This window comes from Paraburkholderia sp. RL18-085-BIA-A, from assembly GCF_046027075.1.
Lineage (GTDB): Bacteria > Pseudomonadota > Gammaproteobacteria > Burkholderiales > Burkholderiaceae > Paraburkholderia.
Window position 1 is genome coordinate 14,407 of the sequence record NZ_JARESU010000106.1, and the last position, 15,554, is coordinate 29,960.

12 protein-coding genes and 1 pseudogene are annotated in these 15,554 nt (G+C 63.8%); 6 read left to right on the forward strand and 7 right to left on the reverse strand.

Annotation, left to right across the window (positions count from 1 at the left end; translation table 11 throughout):
• Nucleotides 1-138: 138 nt before the first annotated feature.
• Nucleotides 139-2,694 (forward strand): penicillin-binding protein 1A, encoded by a 2,556-nt coding sequence (locus P0D89_RS39205; RefSeq protein WP_408378218.1) that lies wholly within the window; start codon nt 139-141, stop codon nt 2,692-2,694.
• A 449-nt stretch (nt 2,695-3,143) separates the two neighbouring features.
• Here P0D89_RS39205 and P0D89_RS39210 read toward each other — a convergent pair whose 3' ends face one another.
• Nucleotides 3,144-4,496, reverse strand: a complete 1,353-nt coding sequence (locus tag P0D89_RS39210; protein WP_408358090.1) for an MFS transporter — start codon at nt 4,494-4,496, stop codon at nt 3,144-3,146.
• A 490-nt stretch (nt 4,497-4,986) separates the two neighbouring features.
• Between P0D89_RS39210 and P0D89_RS39215 the strand changes: the two genes are divergently transcribed.
• A complete protein-coding gene (locus P0D89_RS39215) occupies nt 4,987-5,274 on the forward strand; it encodes a hypothetical protein (protein WP_408358197.1) in 288 nt (95 codons plus the stop codon).
• 143 nt (nt 5,275-5,417) lie between these two features.
• Here the strand turns inward: P0D89_RS39215 and P0D89_RS39220 are convergent, their stop codons facing one another.
• The 5 genes and pseudogenes from P0D89_RS39220 to P0D89_RS39240 form a co-directional block, all read right to left on the reverse strand.
• On the reverse strand, nt 5,418-5,849 hold the full coding sequence (locus tag P0D89_RS39220) for a cupin domain-containing protein (RefSeq protein WP_408358089.1): 432 nt from the start codon (nt 5,847-5,849) through the stop codon (nt 5,418-5,420).
• 4 nt (nt 5,850-5,853) lie between these two features.
• Nucleotides 5,854-6,561 carry an FMN-dependent NADH-azoreductase gene (locus P0D89_RS39225; protein WP_408358088.1) on the reverse strand — a complete coding sequence of 236 codons (708 nt, stop codon included), beginning with the start codon at nt 6,559-6,561 and terminating at the stop codon, nt 5,854-5,856.
• Between the two features lie 694 nt (nt 6,562-7,255).
• Nucleotides 7,256-7,597: pseudogene (locus tag P0D89_RS39230) on the reverse strand (helix-turn-helix domain-containing protein); the annotation flags it as partial.
• Nucleotides 7,598-7,716: 119 nt separating this feature from the next.
• A complete protein-coding gene (locus P0D89_RS39235; protein WP_408367382.1) occupies nt 7,717-8,187 on the reverse strand; it encodes a hypothetical protein in 471 nt (156 codons plus the stop codon).
• Nucleotides 8,188-8,879: 692 nt separating this feature from the next.
• A complete protein-coding gene (locus P0D89_RS39240; protein ID WP_408367380.1) occupies nt 8,880-9,128 on the reverse strand; it encodes a hypothetical protein in 249 nt (82 codons plus the stop codon).
• 792 nt (nt 9,129-9,920) lie between these two features.
• Here P0D89_RS39240 and P0D89_RS39245 point away from each other — a divergent pair.
• The 4 genes from P0D89_RS39245 (at nt 9,921) to P0D89_RS39260 (ending at nt 14,915) form a co-directional block, all read left to right on the forward strand.
• Entirely contained in the window at nt 9,921-11,477 is a 1,557-nt protein-coding gene (locus tag P0D89_RS39245; protein WP_408367378.1) for a M81 family metallopeptidase, read from the forward strand.
• 76 nt (nt 11,478-11,553) lie between these two features.
• The gene (locus tag P0D89_RS39250; RefSeq protein ID WP_408367376.1) at nt 11,554-12,900 is read left to right on the forward strand and encodes an MFS transporter; all 1,347 of its coding nucleotides are present in this window, start codon (nt 11,554-11,556) and stop codon (nt 12,898-12,900) included.
• 49 nt (nt 12,901-12,949) lie between these two features.
• Nucleotides 12,950-13,921 (forward strand): ornithine cyclodeaminase family protein, encoded by a 972-nt coding sequence (locus P0D89_RS39255; protein ID WP_408378221.1) that lies wholly within the window; start codon nt 12,950-12,952, stop codon nt 13,919-13,921.
• A gap of 226 nt (nt 13,922-14,147) precedes the next feature.
• Nucleotides 14,148-14,915: an aldolase gene (locus P0D89_RS39260; protein ID WP_408367386.1), complete on the forward strand. Its 768-nt coding sequence runs from the start codon at nt 14,148-14,150 to the stop codon at nt 14,913-14,915.
• Between the two features lie 55 nt (nt 14,916-14,970).
• Here the strand turns inward: P0D89_RS39260 and P0D89_RS39265 are convergent.
• The coding region (locus tag P0D89_RS39265; protein ID WP_408378224.1) for a LysR substrate-binding domain-containing protein at nt 14,971-15,554 on the reverse strand (584 nt) is incomplete at its 5' end.

Genomic DNA, 15,554 nt, shown 5'->3' on the forward strand with positions numbered 1-15,554 from the left:
CTTGTCGGAATTTGGCGACATTATAGTGGCCCGCGATTGCCGCGGGCGCGCCGCGCCGGTTTGGCCGCGCGCCGCAAAATTCGGTTGCCGCTGCGCATCTTGGTAGGATTGCGCCTTTCCCGGCAGACGGTAGCAAGCGTGAAGCGCCTTATCCCCTCGTTTCTGGCGGCCCTCGACACAGGGCTGACCTTCGTGAATCCGCTGGTTGCGCAGGCCGTGTGGCATCTGCGCCATCCCACCCGGCGCGGCGTGGCGTGGGCGTGCGCCGCGCTGCCGGCGCTGCTGGTCCTGTATGTGATCGTGCTGATTCCGTTCACGCCTGGCATCGGCGATATCCGCAAGGCGAAGATCGAACAGCCCGCGCGGATTCTGTCGGCGGACGGCAAGCTGCTCGCCGAATTCAAGCCGTCCAACCGCGAGTGGGTCAAGCTCAAGGACATCTCGCCGAACGTGGTGAACGCGCTGATCGCCACCGAGGATCACCGCTTCTACCAGCATTTCGGGCTCGACTGGCGGCGCACGGCATCGGCCGCGCTGCACACTTTTTCCGGCGACCGGCAGGGTGGTTCGACCATCACCCAGCAGCTCGCGCGCAATCTCTATCCTGACGAGATAGGCCGTGCGCCGACGTTGACGCGCAAGCTCAAGGAGGCGATCACGGCGTTCAAGATCGAGGCGCTCTATACCAAGGACGAGATTCTCGAGACCTACCTGAACACGGTGCCGTTTCTCTATAACGCGTACGGCATCGAGATGGCCGCGCGCACCTATTTCGACAAATCGGCGTCGGACCTGAACGTGCTGGAAGCCGCGACGCTCGCCGGCATGCTCAAGGGCAACAGCTACTACAACCCGGTGCTCAACCCGGAGCGCGCGTTGCAGCGCCGCAATACGGTGCTCCAGCAGATGGTCAAGTACGGCAAGCTGACGCCCGCCGCTTACGACACGTTGAAGGTCCGCGCGCTGCGCATCGACTTCGAGCGTCAGACCGAGCCGGCCGGACCCGCGCCACATTTCGCGCAGCAACTTCGCAAGTGGCTCGCGGCGTGGGCCGATCGCAACGACTACAACATCTACTCCGACGGCCTGGTGGTGCGCACCACCATCGATTCGCGTCTGCAGACCATGGCGACCCAGGCGGTCACGCTGCAGGGCAATCAGTTGCAGGGCATCGCGAACTCGGCGTGGGGCACGCGCGCGGGCTGCGCGGGCGACAAGGATCTGCTGCAGACCTTCCTGCGCGAGACGCCGGACTATCGCGCCGCGAAACAGACGGGCCTCACCGATGACGATGCGCTCAAGCAAGTCGCGTCCAACCGCGATCTGGTGCGTTCGGTCTGCGAGTCGAAAACGCGCGTGCAGGCGGACTTTCTCGCGATGGACCCGCGCAATGGCCAGATCAGGGCGTGGGTCGGCAGCCGCGACTTCAGCCAGGACCCGTTCGACCACGTGCAGCAGGCGCGCCGTCAGCCGGGCTCGACCTTCAAGCCGTTCGTCTACGCGGCGGCGTTCGAGGCCGGCGCCAAACCGTCCGACACTTTCGTCGATAAACCCGTCGAAATCCCGCTGGCGGGCGGCGAAGTCTGGCGTCCGAGCGACGAGGACGAGCCGAGCGAGCGCGCGATCAGCCTGCGAGACGCGCTCGCGTATTCGCGCAATCGCATCACCGCGCAGGTGATGGAGACGGTCGGCCCGAACAAGGTCGCGCGCCTGGCGCGCGCGATGGGCGTGCGCGACAGCGAACTGGACCCGGTGCCGTCGCTCGCGCTCGGCACGAGCCCGGTCACGCTGAAGGAGATGGTCTCGGCATACGGCACGATCGCCAATCTCGGCGGCTACGTGGAGCCGGTGATGGTCACGCGGATCGAGGACCGCAACGGCGAGGTGCTGGCCGAGTTCGCGCCGCCGCCGGCGCAGCAGGAACTGCCCGCCGACACCGCCCGTACGCTGATCGACGTGATGCGCGATGTCGTGAGCCGGGGCACGGGGTCGAGCATCCGCAGCCGCTTCGGCGTGCGCGGCGATGTCGCCGGCAAGACGGGCACCACCCAGGGCAACGCGGACGGGTGGTTCATCCTGATTCATCCGCAACTGGTGGCGGGCGCGTGGGTGGGCTTCAACGACAGCCGCGTGACGCTGCGCAGCGACTACTGGGGGCAGGGGGCGCATAGCGCGCTGCCGATCGTCGGCGATTTCTTCCAGCGCGCGCAGCGTTCAAGGCTGGTCGACAGCCATGTCAGGTTCGATACGACGCAGGAGCCCGGCTGGTTCGCCGACCGCTCGGCCCGCTTGCGCGAGTGGTTCCAGCATCTGTTCGCGGCGGCGCCGGCCAAGCCGGAGAAGCCGGTGGTGGCGCGCGGTCCGGCGCGTCGGGCACCGGTCGCGCCGGTCGCGCCGGTCGCGCCGGTCGCGCCGGTCGCGCCGGTCGAGGGCGGGGTGTCGGCGGGGGCCGCTGCGGCCGCTGCGTCGGCTGCCGCGTCTGAAACGACGGTGGTCGAGCCGCGCGCGCTGCCGCCTTTGCTGCAAGCGCCTGGCTCGGCTGCAACGGCAGCGGGCGGGGCGGTCGATGGGCAAGCGCATGGCGGCGGAGAACCGGCCATCGCGCCGACACCCACGCCGGATGATGTCGTGCCGCCTGATGTCGGTAGTGCTGCGGACGCGGGTGGGTCCGCGAATGGCGGTGGGACGCGGTGAGATCGCGGGGAGGCCGCACGGTTGAGGCCGTGCGGCGTAGCGGCTTGAGTTCGCACAACGCGCGATTGCGTCTGCGCGGTGTGGGTGCCACGGCTGTCTCGGCGCGCGGTTAAGTTCTTACGGTGTAGCTGCTCCAGCTCACGCGCCGCGTCGTCTTCGCGGCGTGGATCGCCGCTGCTCGCGATTTGCGCGGTTAAGTATTCGCCATGGCCGCTCTGGCTCGCGCTCCGCAATTCCGTCCTCGCGGCCTGGCTCCGGCGGCTCGCGCTCTGGGCGGTTACGTCTTCGCATGGCTGTTCTGGCTCGCTCCGCGTAATTGCGTTCTCGTGGCGTGACTCACGCCGCACGCACACGGCGCCGTTAAACCCGCGCCGTGACCGCGCGGGCTCACACTCCGTCTGATTCGATCCTCACACCGTAGCCCCTCACTTCACCCGCCGCTAAGATCGCTAGGACCGCGCCACCTTGGCTCCCGCCGCGCGCGGATGGGGCACCCCCGACGACGCCGCTTCAAGCGACGCATCGTGATGCAGCAGCAGCACGGCCGCCACCCCAACCAGCCCCGCGCCCGACAGACACAGCAACCCGGCGCCGAAACCGCCCGTGCTGTCCTTGATCCACCCCATCGCGAACGGCCCGAAGAATCCCGCCAGATTGCCGAGCGAGTTGATCGCCGCGATGCCACCCGCAGCCGCCGCACCCGACAGGAAAGAAGCCGGCAAGGTCCAGATCACCGGCAGGCAGCCGAAAATGCCGAAGCCGGCGATCGACAGCGCGATCATCTTCTGCACCGGATTGTCGAGACCGGCCGCCGCCGCGATGCCGCCGGCCGCGACCAGCAGGGCGATCGCCACGTGCCACCGGCGTTCGAGCTTGCGGTCGGAACGCCGCCCCCACAGCACCATGCTGATCACGCCGACGATATACGGCAATGACGTCACAAAGCCCGTCTGCAGATTGGTGAGCCCGAACGACTTGACGATCTGCGGCAGGAAGAAGCTCAGCCCGTAGTTGGTGGCGTTCGCGCCGAAGTAGATCAGCGCGATCGCGAGCACGCGCGGGTTGATCAGCGCCTCCTTCACGCTGAACGCGCGCACCGACTCGCGATGCTCGCGCTCCTGCTTCTGGCGCGCGACCAGCCAGTCGCGCTCTTCAGTGGCGAGCCAGCTGGCGTCGGCGGGCTTGTCGGTCAGATAGAACAGCACGACGAACGACAGCAGCACGGCGGGCAGCGCCTCGATCAGATACACCCATTGCCAGCCGGCCAGTCCGCCGTGGCCGTCCAGCGACAGCAGCGCGCCGGAAATCGGGCCGCCGATCACCGTCGACAGCGGAATCGCCGCCATGAAATAGCCGACCACGCGGCCGCGATACGCGGCGGGGAACCACAGTGTGAGCAGGAAGATGATGCCGGGAAAGAACCCGGCCTCCGCCACGCCGAGCAGGATGCGCAGCCCGTAAAAGACGTGCGCCGCGGAGAGTCCGGTGAAGCGCGAGATGTCGGGGATGAACGCCATCGCGCCGGCCAGAATGCCCCACGTGAACATGATCCGCGCAATCCAGCGACGCGCGCCGAAGCGTTCCAGCAGCAGATTGGACGGCACTTCGAAAAAGAAGTACGCGATGAAGAAGATGCCCGCGCCGAAACCGAACGCGCTGGCCGACAGGTCGAGCGCCTTGTTCATCTGCAGCGCGGCAAAGCCGACGTTGACGCGATCCAGATAGGCGATGAAGTAGCAGAGGATCAGGAACGGCACAAGCCGGACCGTCACATTTTTTATGGTGCGTGCTTCGAGTTCCATCTATGTCTCCTCCGGTTCATTTGAACGATGTCGTTACAGGCTAGACCCTGGAGCGCGATTTCGAAAGGCGTTTGCGACAGGCTGCGGGGAAAGCGTGATCGATGCTGGATGCGTTGGTGCCGGCAGTCAGAAGAATCGATTCGACACAGCAATGACTGTGCCGCGGCACGGAGCAGATCGTGCAGCCTGCCACTCAACGCAACCCGCAGCCGAAACCAATGACGCGCCACCTCGCGCCGCGCCTCGCAAGATCGATCCGATCAAAATCTGAACCGCCGCGCACAGCCGCGCTCGAACCATTGTTCAAACGCGCGCAACAGTGTTTTCGAGTGGCGAGACTGATCTCCTGCACTCGATTGCGGATAATTACAGCTTGGTAATCGGGCAAAAGAGTGCAGGTAATAACATGGTCATTCATCATTCGGAACGGACGCTCGAACAGGACGATGCGTCCGTCAGGCGCGTCAGTCGACGGGCGCTATCGAGGCGCATGCACGGCGTCATTGCAGTCGTCGCCGCATGCGCGAGCATCGCGGGATGCGCATCGACGACCGACGTCGTCGCCACCGACAAGCCCGGTACCTATACGGTCGCGGCAAGTGCGACAGGCGGGCGCATGGCGTGGGCGCGTGCGCATGAGCACGCGGTGAACGAGGCGCGCGACTACTGCGAGCGTCGCGGCATGCAAAGCAGTGTGACAACGGAAACCGTCAGCGGCGTGCAGATGATGACCGAGCATGCATCGTCAGTCAATTTCGAATGCCATCCGAAGTTCTAGCTTGGAGCGGGCAGGGGCGTGGAATGCGTCGCTGCTCATCAGCGTATGCAGCAAGCCGACGCGCTCCGCTTGCAACGACGCCGGCGGGAAGCTTCGACGCGCCAGCCGCCTGAGTGGCCACTATCGACGGCCACCACCCGCAATCACTTCTTGTCGAACGTCACGAGGTTCCTGTCTTTCGTATCCGCCACGAAGATGGCGAGCAGCTTCGCCGGTTCGGCAGCGCTCGCGTTTTCGCTGACCGTGTGATGGACGCCGGGCTTCTCGGTCCAGTATTCGCCCGCGTGATAGACGCGCTCCTCGCCATCGTTGACACGGCTGCGAATCGCCCCCGACAGCACGTAGCCGACCACGAAAGCCTGTCCATGCCGATGTGACGGCGACTTGCCGCCCGGCGCGTAGTCGACCACTAACGCCGTCATCGTCTTGCCCGGCACGTTCGCGATCGCTTCCGCGAAAGCGGGTGTGATCGTTTCGCGCGCAGCGGTGGCATCGGCGGCGAACGCGCACTGCGAAGCTTCTATGATCGACAAACCGGCCAGCGTTGCAGCGGCGATAAGGGTGCGGATGTTCATTTCGTCACTCCTGGCAAAGCGTGATGGCTTCATCGTTCGTATCGAAGGCGTAAGCGTTAGCGGAAACCGTAACCGGCTTCGTGCCACTCGCCCAACTTGCCGCCACCGCGGCCAGTTCCGCGCGCGCCCGTTCGAGCGCTTCGGCGCGCGCCTCGGGATTCGCAAACTGCAGCGGTTGCGCGTCGACGAAAGTCGGCCCTGCGACGCCGAGGAATCCGAACGCCGCTTTTAACGCCGGCGTGAGCGCGTCCATCGACTCGTAGGGCGAACCCGTGCGCAAGTCCGCCCCGCGGCTCGTGATGAACAGCACCTTCTGCCGTACGAGCTGCCCGACGACGCGGCCGTCGTCCGAATTCACGTAGGTCAGGCCGGTACGCGTGACGCTGTCGATGAACGCCTTGAACGCGGAAGGCATCGACCAGTTGTACATCGGCATCGCGAACACCAGTGCGTCGGCGGCGAGCAGGCGCTCGCACAGCGCATCCGACGACGCCAGCGTCGCCTTCATCGCCGCCGTGCGTTCCTGCGCGGGCGTGTAGGTTGCAATCGCGAAGGCTTCGGTGACTTGCGGCGGGGTATCGACGGTGACGTCCAGGTAATCCACTTCGAGATCCACGCGCTCCGTGCGCAGACGTTCCAGAAAATAGCGGCTCAACGCGCGGGAATTGGACCGCTCGCGTTTGGCGCTGGCGTCGACGTGCATGATCCTCATGATTTCCGTCCTTCCGGTAGTGATTTGGCTTGAGAGCAGATTAAAGGCTCGACTGGCTTTATCAAATGACCGGTTTTGGCTAATTCAAGGTAACCACTTTGGGACGCCGAGGTGAGCTGCGGAATAGGGCGCGCGGGTATTGGCGACGCTGGCGTTTGCCGGTTTCGCGGCGGTGCTTTTCATACGCTCGCGCTACGTATCCGGCGGGGATGCACGGTTCGCTGAGCGGTAGCCCTTCTCAGGCGCCGGCGTTCTTCGAATGCTCGCTGAACACGCAGGCGGCGAGGCACGGGCCGAACGAGATTTTCTGGCTGTCGGCGGTGATCTTGGTGTTGATCATTCCCGTGCAACGGCGAATCTCACCGCTTGCGATTTGTCGGGCGTTTGATGAACGGGCCGCCTGCAAAATCGATCGACGCGCGGCCTTGAGACTCGGCTTTCGAACGGGAACGGCGAGCAGGGCGCACGGATGCAGGTTCAGCCCGCGCCGTTTCCAGTCGCCGTGACATGCTTTCGAGACGCTGCCGAAGCAGTTCGGTGGACGCAAGCCGCTCGGCGAGCGACGCGTCCTTCTCCGCCAGTTGCGCATCGATCACCGCACATCTTGCCGTCGACGCGGCCAGCTCGTCCTTCGCGGTAGCGAGCCCATCGCACAGAGTTGTCGCGCTCAGAGCGATGTGCCTTCTCCAGCAGCGCGCACCGTTTCGACCGACAGACCGATGCCATGACATTCCCGCAGCTTCTCGCACGCGAGCGTCGGCCCGAAATCGGCATAGCGCTCGCGAATGACAGCCAGCGCGCGTCGCGCCAGGCCATCGGGCAACTGATGATTGCCCGGTCGGCCGCGCTTGCCTGACACCAGCCCGGCTACGCCGGCAGCCTGGTAGCGCTGCACCAGGCGTTCGACCTGACGCACGCTGAACGACAGTCGCTCTGCCGCCTGTCCCGGTTTCAGACGCCGCTCACATACGGCCTGGACAACCTTCAGCCGGTCCAGCTCAGTCATCGACATGGTGATCGTCCCAGATGCGTTCATTGCCAGCGCTCCTGAAGGGATACTGGCAGCCAGCCTGGACCCGCAAACACGACATTTCAATTTAGCGGAAACGCGACATCTGAACTTTGGACTAACATCCTTGTGGTTGATAATTAGGATTATGTCAAATCTAGTTCGCGGTTGCGCCGCGTCCCGTTCGTGATGCTGCGCCGGATGGCTGAGCCCACACCCTTTCGGCGTTTGCGCTGCCCGTCGATCTGCGCACGCGCCTTGGCCAGCATGCGGTCGATGGTCGCCGCGCTGACCTCAAGTAGCTTGACCTTGATGACCGGATCCAGGTCGAGATGGCCGTTCCGTTCCATGGCATCAACCAGCTTCGGGATCAACGCCTTCAGTCGCTTGCCGCAAACCCGGTCGGCCGCTTCCCACAACACCGTCAGCGTCTGGCGTACCGCCTCGTCATACAGCCGGTTGCGGTCGCGCGTCAGCTTTGCCGCGCCGGGCGCTTCCCGTAACAGGCGGATGGCGTGCTTGCGGTGATACCCGGTCAGCGCTACGAACTCGTCGAGAATCCTGATCCGGTCACCGAACGTCGCGCTGCCATACCTCAATTGCAATGCTGCGATCAACTCCTTGCGTGTCGTCATGCTGATTCGCCTCGTCACCTCGTGTCGCCCCTGCCGGACGATCCGGCTGGCAGCAAACTACGTGAGGCAACAGGTCAGCGCGAGTTGCAATTCTGATGAGTCAATGCGCGTCAGCCGAAGTCTGTCATCGTCAAAAGCCGTAGATACGATTTCGACGAGACGGGTCTCCTGAAGAGCGATCGCATCTGGAGCACCAGGCGCGACCTGGCTGGGCGCATCGAGTAGTAGAAGGACGCCCCGGCTGCGCCGACGCGCGAAGTCGGATGCTGCCGCGAGATACGGCGGAGCTGCTGGTTTCTCCTGGCCGATGGACTCGCTCTCGATCATCGCGAACCGCACCAGTCTTCAGGCTTGCGCCCGAACGGCGCAAATCGTTCACACACCGCGATCGAACAAGCGGACCGCCTGTTTGATCGCTGGCATGCTCTCTTGGCCTTAACTGAACTCGCTCGCAAGTTATTCCCGCTTCGAACTGAAAAAATGGATCTGAATAACGCCGCTGTGGCGACCGACTGCCCACCGCCCTCACCTGCACGGCACGGAGACGACGTTTGCGAGAAAACGAACAGGTACCCTTTCGATTGTCACGCGTAATCGCAAGGCCGAATCAAGTTATCTGCGGGGCACTCGCCAGCGTAACTCCGGTAGGCACCTTCAGTCCGTGTGACGCTCTCCTACACTGCAAGCCGATGACCTGCCAACGCCGGCCGTGCTATCGCCGGCGGGAAGACGCACCAGCAGCCGTCATCGTGGCGAAAGAAGAAAATCGCGTGCGAACCGCTCGGGGCCAAGGCCTCGACGCGCACGTAGCGTCTCCTCTCGCAACCGATGCGGCCGAATTGAATGACGCGGAGCCGCGTCGTCGGAGTGGGGGCAAGCCATTTCTCTACCAGGAATCGCAGGGACTTCTCGGCGATGTTCATGTTCGCCTCCTTCCATTTCTGCCGCAGCTCACGTCGATCGGCGGTTGGTGGCCAAGCGCTGCGACCTGTCGATCATGCTGCGTACACTGAACTAAACCACGCCGACGTCCGCTTTATTCCCGAGGCTCGATAGCGGGCCCAAAGCTTATCGCGCCACGATGCCGCAGTGAATCGCCGCAGCGGCGTTGACGGGTCTGGTCCCACGATAGACATTCGCGTGCTCGTCAATGCAAACGACCTCATCGGGAAGGATTGACGAAACGTGCTGCGCATACGGGTTGACCCAATACCGTTAGTGAAACTCCGGATTCTTTGGGAATCTGCAGTTCGCAGCTGTCGATTTTCGTGCGAGCCGGAAACACGGTCCATCGACGATTTGTCACAGGCTTGCGTCTTGTGCTCACAACGCGCGGCCCTGGTCCTGAGGCACGCCGGAATTGGCGAAAGTCTTCTCAGGTAATTGCGTCATTGCCTGGCGGCCGTCGTCATCGGATTGCCCATCCTCGTCCTGCATCGCACCTCCCTGATCTCCGCTGCTTCCGTTTCTGCCCGTTGCATGAACAGGCGAGACGGTTAACTCAATTGTGAACGGAGCAATCAGTCGACGTTAACCCCGTTGGCTTTTTGGCAACCAATACTTTTCACAAGCATGCGAATTCACGCGCCGACGCCGACATGCCGGCGGTGTGCTATTGCGTCGTCGAAAGCAACGCAATGATGTGTTGATGATCCACCGGGAACGCCAGTGTCCGATGCCATTCCAGGCGTCGCGCCAGTGATGAGGAGCGATTGATGAAAAGCCCGCGTATTGCCATTCTTGGCTTCGCGATCGAGTCGAACCGGTTTGCGCCGGTCTCCACGCGTGCCGATTTCGTATCGCGCGCGTACTTGCCAGCAGCCTTGTTGCTGGACGACGCCCGCAAAGAAGCGCCGGTGATGACGCCGGAAATTCCCGCGTTCGTTCGAACGATGGATGCGACCTCTGCGTGGACACCTGTCCCGATCCTCTTTGCCAACGCGGAGTCGGGCGGCCCTGTCGAACACGCATTCTTCGCCGACACGCTGCGCGAATTCGAGCAAAGGTTGCGTGCGGCACTACCGCTCGACGCTGTCTATATCTGTGAGCATGGCGCCGCCATCACCACCGAAGAAGACGATCCCGACGGCGCGGTCTTCACGCTCGTACGCAGCATCGTCGGACCCACCGTCCCCATTGTGGCCACCGTCGACCTGCACGCCAATGTGTCCGACCGGATGGTGGACGCCGTAGACGCGCTGATCTCGTACCGTCGCAATCCTCACACCGATATGGCCGAGCGTGGCGCCGAGGCCGCCCGCATCCTCACAGAATTGACAAACGGCATGCGCACCACTGTCGCGCACATACGCATGCCCGTCTGCGCGCCTCCGACCCAGTTGCTGACCGCCCCAGGAACCGGACCGTATGCCGAGATGATCCGGCGCGCGGAAGCGCTGGACGACCCGCGCATCGTGAACGTCTCGATCGTCGGCGGCTTTGCGTTTGCGGACACGCCGAAGAACGGCTTGACGGTACTCGTTACGACGCGCGGCGACGCGCCGCTCGCGCACCAGGTGGCGAATGATCTTGTGTCGTATGCATGGCGGGAGCGTGCCGCATTCACTCCGGTTCTGACGCCCGTCGACGAAGCGGTCCGCCTCGCCAAAGCGACGAGCGACGACCCTTCGCTGGCGCCCCTGTTACTGGCCGACGTGGCTGACAACCCGGGCGGCGGCGGGCGCGGCAACACGCCGTTCGTGCTCAAGGCGCTCCTCCAGTACGAGGTGCGGGACGCGATCCTCGGTGTCATCACCGATCCAGACCTCGTGGTGGACGCGTATGCGGCAGGCACCGGGCAAACGCTGGTTGCGCGTTTCAATCGTACCGAGACCACCGTGCATTCGGAGCCGTTCAATACGCCGGCCCGCGTGCTGAAACTGCACGACGGCAAAGGTGTCGGCCGACGCGGACAACTGGCGGGCTGCAGCTTCGACCTTGGACCGTGCGCGGCGCTGCAGATCGACGGCGTGACGGTCATCGTCATCAGCAAGCGGCATCAGTGCCACGAGCCGATGTTCTTCGAAATGTTCGGTATTGACATTGCGCGTGCGCGCGTCGTCGTCCTGAAGTCGCGCGGACATTTCAGGGCGGCATTCGACGAATTCTTCTCCGACGCACAGATCGTGAGCGTCGATGCACCGGGCCTGACTTCGCCGATCCTCGCAAGATTCGATTTCAGGAAGCTGCCGCGCCCCGCCATTCCGCTAGACGACATTTCAACGTGGAGTCCGACGGTTCGTACGGTACTGCCGAGGAGTGAGCTGCGATGAACGCACCATCCAGCGAAGTCGCCCCGTCTGCACGGCACGCCCCTGGCACGTACTGTTACACGAGAGGACTTTCCCGGTGAACGATACATTGAACGCAACGCGAATCAGACCACAGACTGCGCGGAAGGTCATCCTGCGCCTCGCGCCGCTATTGATTCTGCTCTATATGGTCAACCAGATGGACCGGGCGAACGTCGGCTATGCGGCGCTAACGATGAATCGTGAACTCGGCATGTCGGTGTCCCAGTTCGGACTGGCGGCCGGCCTCTTCTACGCCGGGTACATTCTGGTCGCCGTGCCGAGTAACCTGATGCTGGCGCGCTTTGGCGCGCGGCTGTGGATGACGCGTATTCTCGTCACCTGGGGGGTGATCGCTTCGCTGACGGCATTCGTCAACAGCGCCCACATGTTGTATGCGCTGCGCTTTCTCCTCGGAATCGCAGAGTCCGGATTTTTCCCGGGGATGGTGCTGTATGTCACGTTCTGGCTGCCGCGGCAGGAACGGGTGTGGCTGATGTCACTGCTCTTTCTCGCCATCCCGCTGTCGAACATGCTCGGCGCACCGATTTCGACGCTCGTCATGGAGCATGTGCATCTCTTTGGCTGGCCCGGCTGGCGCTCGATGTTCTTCGTCGAAGGACTGCCGGCGATCGCACTAGGCGTCGTCACGTTCATCGTCATGAAAGACCGCCCCGACGACGCCCGCTGGTTGAATGTCGACGAGCGCGCCGAACTAAGCCAGGCGCTCGCCGTGGAGAGGCAGGAAGCGCAGCGGGTGTCGCCGAAAAACGCGTGGCTTGCGTTGCTGGATCGGCGAGTCCTCGCCTTCGGACTGATCTACTTCGGAATCAATATCGGCGTCGTTGCGCTGTCGTTCTTCTTGCCGCAGATCGTCGCTGAGTTCTCCCGCATGTTCGCCGTCAAGTATTCGGTGTTCCAGGTTGGACTGATCACCGCTGTTCCGTTTGCGGTATCGGCCATGACCATCCTGTTGTGGGGACACTATGCGCGACGAACCACGCTCAGCGCCTGGCACGTTGCGATCCCGACGGCGGTGGGCGGCTTGTCGTTCGCCGCAGCGCTGTTTTTGTCATCGCCGTACGAGGTGATGGCGGCGTTTACGCTCGGCGCAGTCGGCGTCTACACCCCGCATGCATCGTTCTGGCAGTTGCCTCCGCGCTATCTCAGCAATGCCGCGGCTGCGGCGGGTATTGGGCTCATCAACACGATCGGCACGCTGGCAGGCTTCCTCGGACCTTACGCTACCGGCTGGCTGCACGATATGACCGGCTCCTACCGTGTGCCGATGCTCGGTGTGGCGGGAATGATGTGCGTGTCCGCGATGATGGTGCTGTTTGTAGAGCGCACAAGCCGTGCGGCGTTGCAGCCACTGAGCGAGCGCACCCCGCGTAGCGCCTCTTGATGCCGGACACGCGGCATCGGGATTTTTCACGAACTCAGGGTGTACGACGATGCGCAATGACGCAAAGCTGGTCCTTATCGATAAACACCAGGTCGAGGCGTTGCTAAAGCCTGATCACGTAGTCGAAGCAGTACGGGACGCGTTCGCTCTGCACAGCCAGGGCGAAGGTCGCGTCTTTCCTGTTGTCAGGGAGCCGCTCGTCACGGGCGGCGTATTCGGGATCAAGTCCGGTGACGTCCAGTCGCAGGCCCTGCTCGGATTCAAGGCAGCAGGGTTCTGGCCAGCAAATCGCGGACTGGGTGGCGAGCCGCATCAGGCCACCATCATGTTGATCGATCCGAAGACCGGCCGGCCTGTATGCGTGATCGACGGTAACGCGATCACGACGATGTGCACGGGCGCTGCAGGCGGCTTGGGTTTGACGCTCCTTGCACGTCCGGACAGCACTCGCCTGTGCGTGTTTGGCACTGGCGTGCAGGCGCGCGTGCAGGTCAGCTTCGCATTGCGCGTGCTGGAGCCGCTTTCCATCGTCCGCTATGTCACCGTCGACGGTCAGCGCGACGTTTCGTTCGAAGCGCATTTCGACGGACGCTGCGAAGTCTCGCATTCGACCGACCGTAACGCAGCCGTCGCCGAAAGCGATGTGGTGATCACGGCGACGCCGGGCTCCGGTCCGCTCTTCGACGCACAGGCGGTACGACCCGGCACGCACCTCAACTGCGTCGGCGCCGACACCAAAGGCAAACGCGAACTTCCAGACGGTTTGCTGAAACGCGTCCGCCTCTTTGTCGACGACCGGACGCAGGCGCGCGAAATCGGCGAGACACAATGGGCGCCCGATACGGCATGTATCGAGATCGGCGATCTGATCACGGGCCGGCTGCCGGTAAACCGGCAACCGGACGACATCACCGTGTTCGACATGACGGGTATCGCCCTGCAGGACCTGACCGTCGCGCGTCTGCTTCATGAGCGCGCCTGCGAAACAGGTAGGGCGACCTCGCTGGCGTGGCCCTGGTAGTATCATCGGCTCGGCGGCCGGAAGCTCAGGTCCTGCCCGCTTCAGGCAGTTAGCGGGCAGGACCGGACGAACGGCCGGACCCTACCAGGCAATCTGTTTCCAAAGGACCGGTAGGTCGAAAGCTTGCGCAACGTGGTTGAGCTGCCCCTGCGCTCAACCGCAGTTCCCGCAGGCGGGAGACGTCCGGATAGAGAACATGACTGATGCCCCTTCCACTCGCGCCCCAATGCGTTCAAGCTCACGCCTCACGGCTGACGATTTGAATGCCCCAGCCATACGGCAGGCGCGCACCGATCTTGCCGCGTGCTTTCGCATGGCTTCGCGACTCGGCCTTCACGAGGGGATTTGCAATCACTTCTCCGCGCTGGTGCCGGGCTATCCGACGCTCTTTCTGGTCAACCCGCTCGGTTACGCATTCGATGAAATCACCGCGTCCAGCCTGCTGGTCTGCAACTTCGACGGTGACGTTCTTGCGGGAGAAGGAAAGCCCGAAAGCACGGCCTTTCATATCCATGCGCGGGTGCATATGCGTCATCCCCATGCGGCCGCCTGCTTTCATACCCACATGCCGAACGCGACCGCGTTGTCGATGCTCGACGGGCCGCCGTTGAGATGGGCCGGCCAGACCTCGCTGAGGTTTTATGGCCGGCTCGCAGTGGATGAGCACTACGGCGGCCTCGCGTTTGACAGCGGCGAAGGCGACCGGATCGCCGCCGCGCTCGGGAGCGCGGACGTGATCTTCCTGAAGAACCACGGCGTCATGGTCGTGGCTCCAAGCATCGCGAAGGCATGGGACGATCTTTACTATCTCGAACGCGTGTGCGAAGTGGAACGCATGGCGCTTTCGACAGGCGTGCCACTCAAGCCAGTCGAGCCGGACATCGCGCGGTTGACCTTCGAACAAATGGAGTCTGTCGCCGACGAAGGCAGTCGGCTGCACCTCGACAGCATCAAGCGCAGACTGGACCAGCTGGAACCCGACTACCGGGATTGACGTGCGGCATGGCGTCTGGTCGCATCGCGGCGTCGCCGTGCGCGGTCACAAACGTTCAGGCGGCGGTTGTACGATCCGTCAACTCATCGGTCCACAAGTCCTGCACGCGCCGATCATGCTGGGGCCGCTCGTTGCCGACGCGCGGCAGCCACGGCTGTTGCAGCGTCGACGCCTGGAGAAGCTCCAGAAAACGCGTCGCGCGCAGCGAGCGTCCATGCCGCGAGCTGATCAATGCGACGATATCCGCGTCCGGTTGCGCCCATGCGTCGAGCAGCGCGACAAGCCGACCCGCGTGCAGATGCTCGGCGACGTCCCACTCGGAACGCGCAATGATGCCGAGCCCGGCAAGCGCCCAATCGCGCACGGTGCCACCGTCGTTGCTTGTCAGCACGGGCTCGATCCTGACGCTCGCCGGCGCACCCGGGTGTTTCGGCGTGAAACGCCACATTGTCACGTCCTCATCGTTTTCGCGCAGCGCGATGCAGTCGTGCATGCGCAGTTCGTCCGGATGCTGTGGTGGGGGGGGGGGGCGCCCCCGCCCCCGCCCCCCCCCCGCCCGGGCCCCCCCCCCCCCCCCTCCCCCGCGGCGTGGGGCCCCAAACCCCCCACAAAAAAAAAACCCGGGGGCGCCCGCCCCCC

Excerpts from the sequence above, each read along its gene's own strand:
- P0D89_RS39210 (WP_408358090.1), bottom strand. The coding sequence starts at position 4,496 with ATGGAACTCGAAGCACGCACCATAAAAAATGTGACGGTCCGGCTTGTG.
- P0D89_RS39215 (WP_408358197.1), top strand. The coding sequence starts at position 4,987 with ATGCACGGCGTCATTGCAGTCGTCGCCGCATGCGCGAGCATCGCGGGA.
- P0D89_RS39220 (WP_408358089.1), bottom strand. The coding sequence starts at position 5,849 with ATGAACATCCGCACCCTTATCGCCGCTGCAACGCTGGCCGGTTTGTCG.
- P0D89_RS39225 (WP_408358088.1), bottom strand. The coding sequence starts at position 6,561 with ATGAGGATCATGCACGTCGACGCCAGCGCCAAACGCGAGCGGTCCAAT.
- P0D89_RS39240 (WP_408367380.1), bottom strand. The coding sequence starts at position 9,128 with ATGAACATCGCCGAGAAGTCCCTGCGATTCCTGGTAGAGAAATGGCTT.
- P0D89_RS39245 (WP_408367378.1), top strand. The coding sequence starts at position 9,921 with ATGAAAAGCCCGCGTATTGCCATTCTTGGCTTCGCGATCGAGTCGAAC.
- P0D89_RS39255 (WP_408378221.1), top strand. The coding sequence starts at position 12,950 with ATGCGCAATGACGCAAAGCTGGTCCTTATCGATAAACACCAGGTCGAG.
- P0D89_RS39260 (WP_408367386.1), top strand. The coding sequence starts at position 14,148 with ATGCGTTCAAGCTCACGCCTCACGGCTGACGATTTGAATGCCCCAGCC.